Below are 16,153 nucleotides of genomic sequence, written 5' to 3'. Positions count from 1 at the left end.
TGCATTTAGTTAATTTTTATTTTGAGTATGGGGTCAATATTGACCCCAATACTTTTTTGTAAAAAGTTCACTGTGGTAATGATGGTAGACCTATTGATATTTCATTTCAAACTCTAATTTTCTATTTAAACCAATGAACTATTAATAAATGAAATATGCTATATCGATATAAACTGATTTTGGTATTGGTTTGTGGAATCGTATGGGGTCAGGAACGGCCCAATGATGCCACGGCACCCTTACATTTGATAAAACCACAATACGAGACCCCATACGGTATACCTAATGAAATTGAGATTCACAAAGTGCTTGCAAGGATTCATTCTTATTTAGATGCTGTAACACCGGCAACTTTGGTGAATAAAGATACAGGTGGAGAAATTAACAATTTCAATAAACTGAATAAGGTGAAAAATTTGGCTTTTGGCAAGGCAGATTTTAGACTAGTGAGTTACGAATGGGGAGTTACCTATGCTGGAATGTTATTGGCTTCAAAAGCTTCAAAAGATGAGAAATATGCAAATTACGCCAATGAGCGTATTGCTTTTTTGGCAGAGCTTTTCCCACTGGTAAAGATTTGGGAAGAGAAGAATCTATCAGGAGAAAATCCCATGCACTCTGTATTGCATCCCAACGCTCTCGACGATGCAGGGGCCATTTGCGCAGCAATGATCAAGGCCAAACAGAATGGCCTTAAGGCCGATGTTGACCCTATGATAAATAATTTTATCGATTACATCAGTAACAAGCAATTACGTTTGCCCGATGGTACCTTGGTAAGAAATCGACCTATGAAGAATTCAATCTGGTTGGATGATTTATTTATGAGTGTGCCGGCTTTGGCCCAGATGGGAAATTATACGGGAGAACAACGATATTTTGACGATGCCACAAAGCAACTGATACAATTTGCTGAAAGAATGTTTGTAAAAGAGAAGGGACTGTTTATGCATGCTTATATCGAAGATATGGATGCTCACCCTGCTTTTTTTTGGGGAAGGGCGAATGGTTGGGCCATCATGACCTTGGTAGAACTGTTGGAAATATTGCCGAAAGAACACTCCAACTATCAAAAAGTGCTAAGAATTTTAAAGGAGCATATCCATGGATTGACAAGGTTGCAATCACCCAAGGGGTTGTGGCATCAATTATTGGATAAGAACGACTCCTATTTAGAAACTTCGGCTACTGCCATATTTACTTATGCCATTGCGAGGGCCATTAATAGAGGTTACATAGATGCTAGGTCCTACGGGCCAATAGTTTGTTTGGCCTGGAATGCTTTGGCAGAACAAGTTAACGACAAAGGACAGGTAATGGGAACTTGTGTGGGAACGGGTATGGGTTTTGACCCTGCTTTTTATTATTACAGACCGGTAAACGTTTATGCGGCACATGGTTATGGTCCAGTCTTATTGGCTGGGGCAGAGATGCTCTTGCTTTTAGAAAATACCAATCCCAAAATGAATGATAGCGCCGTACAATTTTATGACCATCCCATAGTTACTGATGCCCCAATTTTTAGTGTGGATGAGTAAAATAGTTTCACATACCATTTGGTCGGCTATTTTTTGCACTTTCATTTTATGGGGATGTAGGCAAACACCTAGAACAGTTTCAAACAATACAAAAAAACGCCCCAATATTTTAATGGTAATAGCAGATGATGCCGGTTGGAACGATGTCGGATATCATGGTTCGGAAATACAAACTCCAGTCATTGATGCTCTAGCGGATAATGGATTGGTTTTAGATCGTTTTTATGTTGCTCCCACCTGTTCACCAACCCGAGCGGCTTTATTGACAGGTATGCCTGCAAGTAGATTGGGAATTGTGGCACCAATAAGTGGCAAGAGTAAGATGGCCTTGCCAGATAGTTTAATCACATTGCCCAAGGCTTTAAAAGAGTTGGGCTATAGAACTGCCCTTTTTGGTAAATGGCATTTGGGTCTTACTGCTGAAAATGGTCCACAAGCCTATGGTTTTGATATCTCTTACGGATTTTTACATGGACAGATTGACCAGTACACCCACGAATATAAGAACGGTGACCCCAGTTGGCATAAAAATGGGAAGTTGCTGCAAGAGGAAGGACATGTGACCGATTTGTTGACCAAGGCTACTTTAGACTATTTGGAACAACCTGAAGAAACCCCATTTTTTATCACCTTGGCTTATAGCGCACCACATTTTCCGTTACAGGAGGAGAAACGCTGGAAAGCACTCTATAGAAACATCATTTCCGATAGTAGCAGGGTAGATTTTGCGGCAGCCATGACCCATATGGATGACGCTCTGGGTAAAGTGATGGGAAAATTACAGGAAACAGGAAAAGATGAAAACACCTTGGTTCTTTTTATGAGTGACAATGGCGGAATGGAAAATTGGTTTCCTAAAGACCAATATGGAGGAAGGCATGGGCCAAATTCTGTGTTGGGAGACAATACACCTTTAAAGGATTACAAAACATCCAATTATGAAGGCGGAATCAGGGTTCCGGCAATTGCTTATTGGAAGGGCCGCATTGTGCCAAATACCTCAAATTCATTTATCTCGGTGATAGATATAATGCCCACATTATTGGATTTGGTAGGGAAGACCCCGAAGCCCAATACCGTCAAGGGAAATAGTTTTTTATCGCTTTTTCAAGGTAAAGATATTTCAAAAACGAATCACATTTATATTCGAGGCCATTTGCAGGAAAACATCATCAAGCCTCCCTTTAAGTTGGTGAGGACACGGTTAGAAAATGGGACAAAACTACAATTGTATCATTTGAAAAAAGATCCCGAGGAAAAAAATGATATCTGGACATCAGAATCCTTAATAGGTCAAGAACTATTGAGATTATTGGAACAAGAATTCGCCAAAGATGCCCCAACTGTAAATGGGCCAAAAATTGTTATAAAATGAAAAGAAACGCTTTTGTCATGAAGTTAAAACCAGGTCATGCCGAGGAATATAAAAAACGTCATGATGAAATTTGGCCAGACTTAACTTTGTTACTTTCAGAATCAGGAATTAGTGAGTATTCCATTTTTTTGGATGAAAGAACAAATACACTATTCGCTGTTCAAAAATTAGCGGAAGGCTTTGATCCAGAACAGATTCCTAGTCATCCCATCGTAAAAAAATGGTGGGCCTATATGGCCGATATTATGGATGTTAATCAAGATAATAGTCCCGTAGAATTTCAATTAAAAGAAGTATTTCACTTACCCTAAACTGAATAGTATGCTGGTTAGATGTTTTTTTTTATTTGTTTTAAGTTCTTTTTTGGGTTGTAGGGAAAGCGCTTCTAAAACAAATGGGGAAAATATGATTAGTCTTGAGCCCGGATGGACGAAAACCGTTGGGGCAAAGTCAGTGGTCATTCCTCAAAGAGAATTTTTTGTGAATGTTTTTGGTGCTAAACCCGATGGGGAAACACTGGCAACCGATGCCATTCAAAGGGCTGTGGATAGTTGTGCCAATTCCGGTGGAGGTGTTGTTAGATTTCAACCGGGGCGTTATTTGTCAGGGAGCATCTTTTTAAGATCAAATGTACACTTACAAATAGATGAAGGAGTCACCCTTTTGGGAAGCCAACATATAGGAGATTATAAAGAGATTGATACCCGTGTTGCCGGTATAGAAATGAAATGGCCAGCTGCACTGATAAACAGTATTGATCAAAAAAATGTAAAGATTGGTGGTAAAGGTCTGGTAGATGGGCAAGGAAAGGTTTTCTGGGACATGTACTGGAACATGAGAAAGAATGAATACGAACCAAAGGGTCTTCGTTGGATTGTGGATTATGACGCCAAAAGACCACGTACCATTTTAATACAGAACAGTGAAAATATATTATTGGAAGAATTACAACTACAACGTGCCGGTTTCTGGACGGTGCAATTGCTCTATTCTACATATGTAACGGTGGATGGTTTAATTATCAAAAACAATATTGGGGGCCATGGACCAAGTACCGATGGTATCGATATTGATTCCAGTAGTTATATTTTGGTTCAAAATTGTTCTATTGATTGCAATGATGACAATTTTTGTCTAAAAGCGGGTAGAGATTGGGACGGGCTTCGAGTAAACAAACCGACCGAATACGTTGTCATCAAAGATTGTACAACGGGAAGAGGTGCTGGGTTATTGACTTTGGGTAGTGAGACCAGTGGAGGCATACGCCATGTTTATGCTTCAAATATTAGAGGGAATGGTACAGATGCTGGTCTAAAATTAAAATCAGCAACGACCCGTGGTGGTGTGGTCGAGGATATTGTTTTTGAGAACATGAAAATGGATAGCGTAAATACTTTTTTAAGTATCAGCATGAATTGGAACCCATCCTACAGTTATTCAAAATTGCCCGAAGGCTATGATATAGATAAAGTACCTGCCCATTGGAAAACCATGCTTCAGGTAGTGCCCGAAGAAAAAGGCATTCCTAAGTTTAGGGATATTAAAATTAACAATGTTGAGGTTAGAAACGCCAAAACAGCAATAAATGTTAGTGGTCTAGAAGTATCCCAAATCAACGCAATTCATATGAATAATGTTACTGTAAATGCTATAACAGCAGGCAACATTGCCTATAGTGACGATTGGAGTGTTCATAATGTCCGATTACAGATATCAGACAGTTCCAAAGTAAAGGTGAGCCATAGTAATGTTGATTTATCCGGGGTGTATCATTAATTACTTACTGCCCAAAAGCGAAACATAGCTATTACAATTTAATAAAGTATGTAATATCCGACCCTTTTAGTTTTTTTAAAGATTCTGCTGCAATTCGGGCATTAAGATCAGCACCTGCCATGTTGGTGTGGGTATGGTCCTTTGGGAAAAAATCAGCCACTTTTACGGCTCCAAGTTTTTGATAAGTTTTGGCAATACTATCGCTAAGGTCAATATATTTTATTCTCTCTTTCTCAGCGATTTGTTTGGTCCATTTAATGTAGGTGCCCGAGCGCTGTTCAACATTTCCATTTGGCCATTCGTTTCTGGGAGTAAGACTCATCAATAATGGTTCGGCACCAATTTCCTTACAGTCTTTTATGTAATGCTCTAGGTACCAACCAAAAGTGTGCACGGTTTCTTTAATGCTATCGTTACGTGTAACCTTTTGAGTTTCTTCTCCAATTCCAGATAGGGAACCACGGTATTTTTTAGTACTGATGTTTCCTGCATCGTTATGGCCAAATTGTATGATGACAAAATCTCTTGGGGTCAGTACTTTTTTTACCGAATCCCATAGGCCTTCATAGCGAAATGTTCTACTACTTCGACCACCCCTAGCTTTGTTATATAGGTTGACTCTTAAAGTATCTACATACTGAAGAAAGGGGACGCCCCAACCCACGGCATTTTCATTATCATTATTGGCCATGGTGGAGTCACCAATTAAATAGATGTTTCTTTTTGAAGGATAGTTTATCACTGGATTGTTCAATACAGTTTTTATAAAAAAAGAGTCCAAACCCTTAAGGGCATCTGCAACCAGTTCTGCAGCCAAGGCAGCTCCCTTGTCATTGGTATGTGTGGTATCCCAATCATAAAAATAGGTGTTGGTGATGCCCTGTTTCCCAATTTTTTCCATGGTAGTGGCCATAAAATCATTTAGATCTATATGGGGAACCGCCTCTTGTTCCGAGACTTGTTTTACCCATAGGCCATAGTCGTTGGTATTTCGGGCCACTTTGTTTTCATGCCATCGGTTTCTGGGGATAGGTGTTATCAAAATTGGTTTAGCCCCTTTGTTTTTGGCATCCTTAATCATTTGGCGCAGATACCACCCGTAGGAATGTACCACTTCGTGCTTGCCTGTCAACATATTGTCTATTTCCTCAGTTTCATTACCAATGCCCCTTATCGTACCTCGGGCACGTATGGTGTCGTTGATGGGTCCATCATCATTGTGACCAAATTGGATGAGTATGTAGTCTCCTTTTTTTAGTTTGGTAGATACTGAATCCCACAGACCTTTGTCGATATAAGTTCGAGTACTGGTTCCACCCAGAGCGTGGTTTTCCAATTTTATTTTTGTGCTGTCCATAAACTGGGATAGAAAATCGCCCCAGCCCCATAGTCCATCGGCACCATCCCCATGTCCGTTTTTAACGGTGGAATCTCCAACGGTGTACAGGGTGGGTACTTTGGTTTGTTTTGGATTGCAACTGATAAAAATCGCGCTCAGCGCAAGACAAAAAAGTGTAATTGTTTTTTTCATGTTATTGATTAATAGTTCTAAAATCGAACCAAATACTCATATGGATTCCTTCATCACCTTTTTTAATGCGAATGCTGCTGGGTTGACTATTGGGGCCATGATGAGGAATGGGCTTAAAGGAACGCATGGCGGGAATTTCATAAAGAAATGAGAAGTCACCTTCTGGAAATTCAGGTTGAGGGTGGCTTCGTCCCTTTATAGCATATTCGGGTTCATCTGGAGTGAATAAGCGTAAAAAAGTGTTGTCATTCTCACTGAAAAATTTGAAGGAGCCATCACCTGCATCTAGTGTCCCTGCATAAAAGTTGGCGTGATAGCCTTTAAACTCTGGATAAATAAGATTATCAAAACTTTCACCAGTAATAGTATTATTGTAGTCTTTTTGCCATAAACCAAATTGTGTCCCACGTTGTCTATTCTTCCAAACACGGTACGGACCCTTTCCAAACCAGGTAAAACCTTTCACCACATCTTCGGGAAAATCGAAAGTGATTCCGAAGGCATTTATCTTATCGTCAAAAATGGGGCCGTCAAAACCATTGATAGTCTTAGCTTTTTGTAGAGCGGTCATGTTTAGGTTTAGTCTCCCATCTGCAGTTAGGGTCCATGTAATTTTATCCAAAGCACCTGAATAAAAAACATCAGCAATCGCATCTTTACCTTGAATGTAGCTTTTTACAGAATCAACCTTTGCTTCCATGCCCACTGGTTTTGGTCCGTTGGTCAAAGGAATTGTGGCTTTTCCATTTGTAATTTGCGTAAGAAAACCTGTTGATTTATCTAGCTTGATGGTCATGCCGTTTGCTGATAAATAAATCTGGTTGTCCATATCTTTAAAGTAGGCTTTTTGCTCTACGGATTGTTTTGCTTGAAGCTTACTGGAAAAATAATTGTTATGGTGAATTGGCCACGTAAATGTGTTGATGGATTTTCCAGTTTGGTCAAAAGCTTCCAGCTGTACCCAATCACCCTCAAAGAAAGTTGTTGGTAGCTTAAGTTGAATTCTTCTGAATTCTTCTGGCATCACATCTGGAAAGTGTTTTGTTTCAGAATGTATTTCCATGGGTTGGGCATGGTTGTACAGCACATTTTCATCCAGTTTAAAAATTTTATAAATGTAGGTATAGGTATTTAAATTGGTGTACAGGGAAGTATTACCTACGGTAAGTGCGCCATTAAAGTTTTTAGAAATACGAGTGGGTTTGAACTGAACTGGAGAAAAAATATCTTTAATTGAAAAGTAGCTTCCTTCCTTTTCGCGGTGAGGGCCGACAATACCGTCTGGTGCTAAAGACCCTGCAGAATCATATTTTCGTTCACCTTTCCAGTCGGTTCGTAAAACGGCTTCATCAACAAAGGCCCAGATAAAACCACCCGTAAACAAAGGACTTTGGATGTATTTGTTCCAAAAGTCCTCTAGACCGGCACCGCCACCATTATCATAAGTGCTGTGCATAAACTCGGTAGGGAAAAATACATTTTCCCCATTGTTGAAGCGGTGTACGCCCGTTTGGTAGGTGGGGTAGTGGTGGGTGTCCCAGCCCTCAAAATCTGACCAAGGATGTATAACAATTCTTTTTTGTAGGTCTTCGGTTTTAAAGACCCTGTCGGCTCCAGGTCCCCATCCACCTTCATTGCCGTTGTCCCAAATAATAATAGAAGGATGGTTGGCATCTCGATCCAACATTGATTTGGCCAGTTTGGCTCCCAAAGCATCGTCATAGGGATTTTGCCATCCGGCGAGTTCGTCTAGGACAAAGAGTCCCAACGAATCGCAAACCTTAAGAAAATGGGTGGCAGGCGGATAGTGGGTCCTCACGGCATTCATATTCATGCCTTTGATTAACTCTACATCCATTATGCTGATACGTTTGCTCAAACTTCTGCCCGATTCTGGCCAAATACTGTGGCGGTCCACGCCCTTCATGATGATTTTGGTTCCGTTCACATAAATGCCATCTTTGGAAAGGAATTCCAATGTTCTAAAACCAATGCGTTCTACTTTTTGATGTAAAATGGCGTTATTGGATTTAAGCTCAACCTTTAACTCATATAGATTTGGACTTTCAGGTGTCCAAGGAATTATGTTTTCCCATGAAGTGGATATGGTATCCTTTTTTTGGTTTTTGGATAGAGGAAACGATTTTTCTGGGCCATAAGTTTTATCTCCCAGCTTTTTAAGAGCTATGGATAAAGAGGGGCTTTTAATCGTATGGTTGATTTCAGTCGCCAAAGTGAGTTTGCCATCATGTTTTGCATCGACCCTCAAGGAAACCATGTGGTCTTTTGGCAGGATTTCTAACCAAACGGGTCTGTAAATACCTCCAAATAGCCACCAATCGGCATAACGTTCGGCACGGTTGACCGAATGGTTGGCCGAGTGTTTGCTGACATTGACTTCCAGTAAGTTTTGAGAATCGAAGTTTATAAGTTTAGTAATGTCGTATTTGAACCGATAGAAACCGCCTTGATGGGTAGGGCCTGCCTTTTTACCATTGATAAAAACTTCGGTATCGGTCATTACACCTTCAAAAACAATATTGATGTGTTTTTTCTGGTATTCGGCAGGGATGTTAAAATGATACTTGTATAACCCTTGTTCTTTGCTGGGCTCTTTTAGATTTAACTCTTTGTACCATCTTCCGTAGGTGTATTCGCCAAAACCCTGTAACTCCCAATTTGAAGGAACATCTATATTGGACCATTGCTCGCAATTTTGGCCATTAGTGCATTTAAATTCCCATCTTTTGGGATGCTCAAAGTCAGTTCCGGACAGGTAAATCTTTTCAGTTTGCTGTGCCATACCGGCTAAGCAAAGGCACAAGAGCACATAAAATAAGGTAGTTCCCTTTTTTTTGATCATTTTTTATAATTGTACGAAAACTAAAATAGAGGTTTCGGTCTAAGGAACTGTCCTGTGCTGTGATGTATAAAAATAAGGAAGGGGAATGCCTAAATGGAATTTCGCTCTATGTATTTAAATACATTTTTGACTTTTTCCTGTTTTTTCTTAAGGACCATATATGCTGCTGTTTCGCCCATTGCAGTAAAATCTGTGCTGACCACGGTAATACCCAATAAATCCTTCAAAGGTGTGTCATTATAGGAAATGATACCAACATCTTTTCCCATGGTTAAATTCTTTTTTCTTATTTGTCTTACTAGATTTACTAAATCCATCTCTTCTATAGTAATAAAAGCATCTTTGCTTTGTAGTTCCATATCGTCATATATCTGATCTAGAATCTCAAAATTATAGGCAAATTCCACACAGAACTTTCTAAAACCGAATAGAATACGGGCAGGATAAGGAAATACACTTTTACTGGGGTACACTAATATGAGTTTGTCATATTTGGAGAGACAATCCTTAGCTTCCTTAAGTGCCTCATAGATGTCAAGCTCAAAATCTTGGTAAAGGGCGCCATAGTTACCATCTAATTGAATCTTTGCATTGTCGAGTATCAACAGTTTTTCTTTAGGTATTCTTTCCAATACCTGCATTACTCTTTCTGTGGTGCTTTTATGTCTTAGGTCAGCATCTTTAAAGTGTGGCATTATTACATAATAATCATATGCACCAAGGTTTCTCTCAACATATCTCACAAAAAGAGACTCCTCGCAATGGTATATGAAGAGGTTAACATGGCCATTTGTTCCCATTTCATTAACAAATGAGTTGTAAATCCGCATTTTATATGAGCTTGGCTTATTGATCAAAAAAAATACGTTTACTCTAGAGATAAGGTCCGTTTTGGCAATGTAGTATCCTTTACCTTTTACAGAGATAATAGTTTTTTGTGTCTTAAGTTTTCGATAAGCTTTTTCAACCGTATCTCTAGAAAGCAATAATGTTTCACTTAGTTCATTTATTGATGGAATTTTACTTCCTATGGGTAGTTTGCCATAGGCAATATCATTCATTATGGAATCTACTATTTGCTGATACTTTGGAACCCTCGAATCCTCATTGATATCAATCTTCAATAAATCCATATACTGCTTATTATTATTGTTTAATGCTGATTTTTAGAAACAAAGCTAACATATTTTTAAAGTTGGAAACCTTAAGAGTTGTTATTGAATTGGATTAGAAAAGTTTATTAGATGAGTTGAATTACTGAGAAATGTATTGAAAACTTATGTTTTTTAACCTGTACTTTTAGTTGTAAGGCCACTTCAACTTTGTTTATAGCATGCGGTCAAAAAACCCTCACAGACCTTATAAAATAAAGTCCTGCTATAACGGAAAGAATAATGGTCACCCCGCCGACCACATAGGAAATCGACAAAATAAAAGAAAGCCAATCGACCTCTTGCTGGCCAAAATTCTTATAGAAAAGGATGCCCACACTGCCCAAATAACCAAAGGCATCGGCGAGGTACATTAAAAACCCGATGTTGCTACGGTATTTAAAAAGGGCGATCCATCGTTCAAAGAGCATGGTATGATAACTGATATAGGAAAGGTACATGGCAAAACCCACCATAATCATCCATAGAACAGGTGATATGATGTCGTTTTTGAAGAGAAAAGTGGTCAAAATCAACAACAACCCGCCCAACCCGATAATGCCCAGATTGGCAAAAAAGGCCTTCCGGTTGTCTTTGATATAGATCATGGCCCCAATAATGGCAAAAACCCCAAGGGCAATGGGTATTTCGGCCAAGGCGAGGGCCTGTGGCACATCGGTATAGCCCAAGAGCGTCCAAATCTCCACGGCAAAGTTATCACGTACATCCCTAAAAATGGTCAAGGCGATATATATGGAAACGGTCAGGACAATCCCTAGGGAAAAGGTCTTGAAAAAAGTCCTGCGCTGTTTTTTGTCCATCGGCACCCGTTCCGTTCTTTGGGCAATATCCTCGGCATTGGGTGGGGGAATCCTTCCCAATAAATACACCCCTAAAAGCAGGGAGGGCACAAAAATCAATCCCGTTAAAAAAGGCATCCAAAATTCGGTGACGCCCATGTTTTCTACCAAATAACGCCCCACGCCTTTGACCAGACCCGAGGCCACTACAAAACTTGAGGCCATGGCCGCTCCCAACAGCTCGGTGTTTCGCCTTCCTTCCAAAAAGGCAAAGACAATGCCCCAAATCATCCCCAAGGGCAGTCCATTGAAAAAGAGCAAAATAAAATTGTAGGGATGAGGTACAACGGCAAAGAGCAATAGGCTGGCCCAAGCTATCCCAATCAATATCAAAATACTGGAAATCCGTTTATTTGGGGCCATTTCGGACACCCATTTTATCCCGATGAACTTCGACAGCATATAGCCTAAGACCTGGGTAGTAATCAATACGATCTTATAATCGATATTCCAAAGCGACAAGCCTTCGTACATACCCGCCGTAAAAGGTTTGCGAAAGGCATACATACTGCAGTAGGTGATAAAGGCCCCGAACATACAGAACAGGGCCGTTTTTATCTTTGTGGAGGGCGGGACTAAAGTGTTCATGTTTTTACTAGGCTTCTTGCTCAAGAAGTTGGGGAAGTTCGGCTACACTACCAAAAATATGGGTGTGGGGATGTTTTTCAAGGGTTTGCCTGTCATTGGCACCGCTCAGCACCCCAATGTTATACCGACAGCCCCCGTTATGGCCCGAAAGTAGGTCGGCAGGGGTATCCCCTATTTTTACGACCTCGTGCACACTCTGCACCCCCAGTTGCTGCATGGCGTAAAAAAGCATGTAAGGTGCGGGGCGCCCCGTACCTTGGGTCATTTCAACATCAACGCTAACATCAACCAAACCTCTTTCCTGCCATTCCAGACTATCGATAATGGTACGGTTTACATCGTTGTGAAAACCGGTGTCGGTCGCCACTTTTATATCGTTTTGATGGCACCATTCAAAAACGTCTTCCGCCCCCGGCATGGCCTTTACATGGTTGCGGTAATAATCGAGCATAATCACCGAATAGTTGTCAAAAAGCACCTTCGCTTCGGCATAAAGTTCGGGGAAATCATATTTCTCAAAATCCTCAATAGCGACATCCTGCCCCTTGCTTTGGGCGATCATGTACTGGTAGAGATGGATTTTGTTCGTACCTATGGTTTTTTGAAATTCAACAAGGGGAACGTCCAATCCATAGTCCACGGCCGCCTGGTGCAAACTTTTGGCTACCGCATTATCATCTTCAACGGTGGTTCCCGAAAGGTCAAAGACCACTAATTTTATCTTTTGCATCTATCTGTATTATTTAATGTTTTATACTAATCCCTACACGAAAAGCATTGCTGTTCAACCCATGTTCAAAGGCCTCGTTCACCTCATTCAACGTGCAATAATCCTCGACCAATTGTGAAAATGGAAAATGATCATGATACGTTCCGATGAAGTCCACCGCATTTTTAAAATCCGTTTCATTGTAGTTGTGCAACCCTTTTACCGTTAGAATATTACGTATCAAATATTCGGAATTCAGCTGTAAATCGCGTTGCGGAAAGGTTCCTCCAATCCAAATGGCCGTACCCCCAATGCCCAACAACCTCAAGGTGTTTTCCATGGCGGAAGCGGCACCACTGAATTCCAGGGCCACATCAAATGGTTTGGGGTTTCCCAGATGACGCATCATATGTTCTTCCCAATCCTCCTTAAGGTCAAAAAGATAATCCGCCCCAAAGTCAAGAGCTATGTTCAACCTGTCATCGTTAATATCCATGGCGCTAACTGTTTTGGCACCCATGGTCTTTGCCATGGCACAGGCCATTACACCCAACATGCCCGCTCCGCTAACCAGTACATGACGGTTCTTGATATCCCCTGCCAAACGTATACCTCCGGCCACGGTAGCCACCGAGCAATTGATCAAGGCAGCGATACCATTGGGCACCTCCTCCTTCAATTTTAAGACCGGGGTGTTTTGCCTTAGGATCGTATATTCGGCCAGGCCACCATGTAGGGTTTTGCTCCCGGCGATTTCTTCATGGCCATATTTAAAAAGGTCGGCCGCTTTTTGGGGAATGCCCCTTTTTGACAAGGCATCTTCCGGGTCACTGGCATAAATGGCCCAAGTGATTCGGTCGCCAATTTTCAGGTCGTTCCCGGCCAAATCCTGTGTTGGCATACCATTGGCAAACTCGGCAATGGTCCCTACAATTTCATGCCCCAATATCGTAGGTGTTTTTTCGTTGCGTTTTCCCGAATAGGTATTCAAATCGCTCCGACAAAGGGTGGTGTATTGGTTTTTGACCAAAATCTGTCCGTTGAAGAGTTCTGGGATGCTGATTTCCTTAAGCTGCATGACTTCATCGGTTCCGGTAAAAATAGCAGCTTTGGCCTTTTTTATAGTGCGCATTGTATTTTCCAATTAAGAAACTTATTGCAAATATATTTCTTAATTTGAAAAAATAAAATCTTCTATAGATTAAATGAACATTAATTAAAAACGATAAAACCCTTTATTTTATTAGAAAAAAACACAAACAATACTATTTTTAGAAGCTTTAATAAATTTCATGTAAAGAAAAAGTAATTCGATATAATGAAATTATTTGGGTTCTTTTTTGGGAAAATGTGCCATTTGTACCATTTTTGGCAACACATAATTTTGAATACCTTATATGGAATCCACAAAAAACTACCCCATTCACTTGATCGGGCCCAAAATCCGGGAACTGCGAAAAGAGCAGGGCATGAAACTTACCGATTTTGCCGAGGCGACCGGAATGAGCAACGCCCTGCTGTCCAAAATCGAGAACGGGCGAATGGTGCCGACCTTGCCCAAGCTTTTGGACATTATGAATTGCCTCGATATCAGCCCCGAAGATTTCTTTAAGGAAATCAAACACGATTCCCATTCGGATGCCCATCGGTTGATTCCAAAAGAGGCCTATATTCCGTATGTAAAGGAAGAAACAGCGAAGGGCTTTGGCTATAAATCCATTTTGGACAAATCCATACAAGACCGTTCCTTTCAGGTGTCGCATGTGAGCTTGGAACCCGGTAATCAACGCCCAAAAGTACGTACCGATGCCTATGAGTTCCTGTATGTGCTCAAAGGGGAAATGGAATACCTGATCGGCGAGGAAACCGTTTTTATCCGTGAGGGGGATTCCTTCTTCTTTGATGGCATGGCGCCCCATGTACCCTTGAACAAAACCACGACCACGGTGGAATATCTGGTAATCTATTTCTTTACCGATCGTATGGAGGGAAATGACTGACGACCAACCACTCTAGTGAAAAAACATATCGGCCGAAAGCTCCACTGGTGTCCCGTTTTCTTTTACATACCCCAGTTTTAAGGCTTGTCCACCGTAATCTTCAAAATACTCGATTTCAATAGGATGCAGCCCTTTTTCCAAGGAAATCAACCCTTTTTTGAAGCGCTTGCTATGCGAACCGTCGTTGTTGACGACATCTCTTCCGGAAATATGCAATTTAGATCCATCATCCGAAATCAGATAAAACGCATAGGTATCCGTTTCGGGGATGTCGACAAAACCCCTGTACTTGATGGCAAAATGGTCTTCCCGATGTGGAATTTCCTTTAAATCGACCGTTGCCACGGTTCCTTTTTTTGTCCGTTTTAGGGCATTAAAATCCGGAAGTTTCGTAAAATCCCCTTCGTAATAGGTATACGTCAGGCCTTTTTTTGAGGGGCGTTTTCCTTTTGGGGCATAAGCCGCTATGGGCTCCAATTTTTCATAGGTCTGGACAAATACCTTGCTGCGGGGTCTGTTGTCTTGGGTGAAAAAACGCGCTTTCACGGTCGTAGTCTCTTCAATGGCAAGGGGTTTTGCGTATTCCAACGAACGAACAGTAGGTTCACTTCCGTCCGTAGTATAGCGTACGCGTAAATCGGGATATCGGTGCTGGAGCGTCACCTTGGTATTCTCTGAAAAGGATGTCGGTTCCGAAAAATTGAGGTCCAAGGCGATTTCATCCAGGTTCACCCGATAGATCAGTTCTATTTCGCCCGTGGTGGCATTCGCGATACGGAAGAGCAAATGGGGGATATCTTCCTCGGTGGTTTCCATTTGCACATCGATCAGGGCAATACTGTTCAGGGATTTGATGACCGGCGATACCCGATTAAAGTTGAACTCGGGACCTTCAATTTGGTTGACCCCTGCGAATTGCAGTTCTATGGCATCAAAATCCATGGTATTTCGGGTACGGCACACTTCCCCATAATGCTGGTCTCCGGTGAGGAACAGTACATTTTCCGCCTGTGCTTCGCGAACCGTATTGAACAAGCGTTGTTTGGCCGTGGGGAATTTGTCCCAAGTCTCCGAACCGGCATCCTTATCCAACAAAATCTGGAATCCGGATACGATCAAGGTAAGGTCACTGCTTTTTTGCAGTTCCGATTTAAGCCATTGCCATTGGGGTTCTCCCAAGACATCGCCATCGGTATCGGGGTCATCTCGGTTATATCGGGCATCGAGCATAATGATCTTCATGGTTTTTTCACCAATCTCGAAATCCCGGGCGTAATAAATACCGTCTTGTTTTTGGGGAATTACATCCTCCAAACCCCAGAATTTTCGAAAAAAGGCCTTGCTCTCTTTCTTAAATCGATAATCCTTTCCGGCATCGTTCAACCCAAAGTCATGGTCGTCCCAAGTGGCCATCAGATCAAAATCATTTCTCAATTCCGAGAAATGGGGTTTTGCGGCCAAAGTATCATAACAGGTTTGGATCCATTGGGCCTCCGTATCGGCATCGGCATAAATATTATCCCCGATCCAAAGGCAGAGGTCGGGGTCGGCCTTTACATAATTGGCAAAGGCAGGCGCAGGCTCAAACTGACGAATGCAGGCCAAGACGGCGATTCTAAAATCCCCTTCCTTTTTGGGCCGAAACTGGGCTTGGGTCACATTCAAAAAAGCAAGACAGCCCCCCATAGCCAAAACAAAATTTTTCATGATGATAAAAAATAGCGTTAAAAATCAATTCAAATTTCGTTACAAGAAAATATAT

The 16,153-nt window shown here is 41.3% G+C and carries 12 protein-coding genes; 5 read left to right on the top strand and 7 right to left on the bottom strand.

Translation table 11 applies throughout. The features are described 5' to 3' along the window. The first annotated feature begins 155 nt into the window (after nt 1-155). The 4 genes from HJC33_RS15725 to HJC33_RS15710 all read left to right on the top strand — a co-directional run bounded on the left by HJC33_RS15725 (nt 156) and on the right by HJC33_RS15710 (nt 4,689). Complete coding sequence (locus HJC33_RS15725; protein WP_171659804.1) at nt 156-1,538, top strand: glycoside hydrolase family 88/105 protein; 1,383 nt, start codon at nt 156-158, stop codon at nt 1,536-1,538. Next, nucleotides 1,531-2,913, top strand: coding sequence for a sulfatase-like hydrolase/transferase (locus tag HJC33_RS15720; protein WP_171659803.1), 1,383 nt, complete (start codon nt 1,531-1,533; stop codon nt 2,911-2,913). The genes HJC33_RS15725 and HJC33_RS15720 overlap by 8 nt, the downstream gene beginning before the upstream one ends. Then, on the top strand, nt 2,910-3,224 hold the full coding sequence (rhaM, locus tag HJC33_RS15715; RefSeq protein ID WP_171659802.1) for an L-rhamnose mutarotase: 315 nt from the start codon (nt 2,910-2,912) through the stop codon (nt 3,222-3,224). Before HJC33_RS15720 ends, rhaM begins: the two co-directional genes overlap by 4 nt. 94 nt (nt 3,225-3,318) lie before the next feature. Further along, the gene (locus tag HJC33_RS15710) at nt 3,319-4,689 is read left to right on the top strand and encodes a glycoside hydrolase family 28 protein (RefSeq protein WP_246245582.1); all 1,371 of its coding nucleotides are present in this window, start codon (nt 3,319-3,321) and stop codon (nt 4,687-4,689) included. 31 nt (nt 4,690-4,720) lie between these two features. Here the strand turns inward: HJC33_RS15710 and HJC33_RS15705 are convergent, their stop codons facing one another. From HJC33_RS15705 to HJC33_RS15680, 6 genes are all read right to left on the bottom strand, one after another. Continuing rightward, the gene (locus tag HJC33_RS15705; protein ID WP_171659800.1) at nt 4,721-6,220 is read right to left on the bottom strand and encodes a rhamnogalacturonan acetylesterase; all 1,500 of its coding nucleotides are present in this window, start codon (nt 6,218-6,220) and stop codon (nt 4,721-4,723) included. Between the two features lies 1 nt (nt 6,221). Continuing rightward, the gene (locus HJC33_RS15700) at nt 6,222-9,083 is read right to left on the bottom strand and encodes a glycoside hydrolase family 2 TIM barrel-domain containing protein (protein ID WP_171659799.1); all 2,862 of its coding nucleotides are present in this window, start codon (nt 9,081-9,083) and stop codon (nt 6,222-6,224) included. Between the two features lie 89 nt (nt 9,084-9,172). After that, nucleotides 9,173-10,216, bottom strand: coding sequence for a GntR family transcriptional regulator (locus HJC33_RS15695; protein ID WP_171659798.1), 1,044 nt, complete (start codon nt 10,214-10,216; stop codon nt 9,173-9,175). A gap of 206 nt (nt 10,217-10,422) precedes the next feature. Next, the gene (locus tag HJC33_RS15690; RefSeq protein WP_171659797.1) at nt 10,423-11,682 is read right to left on the bottom strand and encodes a DUF5690 family protein; all 1,260 of its coding nucleotides are present in this window, start codon (nt 11,680-11,682) and stop codon (nt 10,423-10,425) included. Between the two features lie 7 nt (nt 11,683-11,689). Further along, nucleotides 11,690-12,412: an HAD family hydrolase gene (locus HJC33_RS15685; RefSeq protein WP_171659796.1), complete on the bottom strand. Its 723-nt coding sequence runs from the start codon at nt 12,410-12,412 to the stop codon at nt 11,690-11,692. A gap of 13 nt (nt 12,413-12,425) precedes the next feature. After that, nucleotides 12,426-13,523 carry a zinc-binding dehydrogenase gene (locus HJC33_RS15680; RefSeq protein ID WP_171659795.1) on the bottom strand — a complete coding sequence of 366 codons (1,098 nt, stop codon included), beginning with the start codon at nt 13,521-13,523 and terminating at the stop codon, nt 12,426-12,428. 265 nt (nt 13,524-13,788) lie between these two features. On the opposite strand from HJC33_RS15680, the gene HJC33_RS15675 reads away from it, so the two are divergent. Further along, a complete protein-coding gene (locus HJC33_RS15675) occupies nt 13,789-14,391 on the top strand; it encodes a helix-turn-helix domain-containing protein (protein WP_171659794.1) in 603 nt (200 codons plus the stop codon). Nucleotides 14,392-14,403: 12 nt separating this feature from the next. Here the strand turns inward: HJC33_RS15675 and HJC33_RS15670 are convergent, their stop codons facing one another. Next, nucleotides 14,404-16,098: an alkaline phosphatase D family protein gene (locus tag HJC33_RS15670; RefSeq protein ID WP_171659793.1), complete on the bottom strand. Its 1,695-nt coding sequence runs from the start codon at nt 16,096-16,098 to the stop codon at nt 14,404-14,406. Nucleotides 16,099-16,153: the final 55 nt, after the last annotated feature.

The sequence above is a fragment of the Flagellimonas amphidinii genome, from assembly GCF_013090115.1.
Taxonomy (GTDB): Bacteria; Bacteroidota; Bacteroidia; order Flavobacteriales; family Flavobacteriaceae; genus Flagellimonas; species Flagellimonas amphidinii.
This window is presented reverse-complemented; position numbering and strand designations above follow the sequence as displayed.

Excerpts from the sequence above, each read along its gene's own strand:
- HJC33_RS15685 (WP_171659796.1), bottom strand. The coding sequence starts at position 12,412 with ATGCAAAAGATAAAATTAGTGGTCTTTGACCTTTCGGGAACCACCGTT.
- rhaM (WP_171659802.1), top strand. The coding sequence starts at position 2,910 with ATGAAAAGAAACGCTTTTGTCATGAAGTTAAAACCAGGTCATGCCGAG.
- HJC33_RS15690 (WP_171659797.1), bottom strand. The coding sequence starts at position 11,682 with ATGAACACTTTAGTCCCGCCCTCCACAAAGATAAAAACGGCCCTGTTC.
- HJC33_RS15725 (WP_171659804.1), top strand. The coding sequence starts at position 156 with ATGCTATATCGATATAAACTGATTTTGGTATTGGTTTGTGGAATCGTA.
- HJC33_RS15710 (WP_246245582.1), top strand. The coding sequence starts at position 3,319 with ATGATTAGTCTTGAGCCCGGATGGACGAAAACCGTTGGGGCAAAGTCA.
- HJC33_RS15670 (WP_171659793.1), bottom strand. The coding sequence starts at position 16,098 with ATGAAAAATTTTGTTTTGGCTATGGGGGGCTGTCTTGCTTTTTTGAAT.
- HJC33_RS15680 (WP_171659795.1), bottom strand. The coding sequence starts at position 13,523 with ATGCGCACTATAAAAAAGGCCAAAGCTGCTATTTTTACCGGAACCGAT.
- HJC33_RS15705 (WP_171659800.1), bottom strand. The coding sequence starts at position 6,220 with ATGAAAAAAACAATTACACTTTTTTGTCTTGCGCTGAGCGCGATTTTT.
- HJC33_RS15695 (WP_171659798.1), bottom strand. The coding sequence starts at position 10,216 with ATGGATTTATTGAAGATTGATATCAATGAGGATTCGAGGGTTCCAAAG.
- HJC33_RS15675 (WP_171659794.1), top strand. The coding sequence starts at position 13,789 with ATGGAATCCACAAAAAACTACCCCATTCACTTGATCGGGCCCAAAATC.
- HJC33_RS15700 (WP_171659799.1), bottom strand. The coding sequence starts at position 9,083 with ATGATCAAAAAAAAGGGAACTACCTTATTTTATGTGCTCTTGTGCCTT.
- HJC33_RS15720 (WP_171659803.1), top strand. The coding sequence starts at position 1,531 with ATGAGTAAAATAGTTTCACATACCATTTGGTCGGCTATTTTTTGCACT.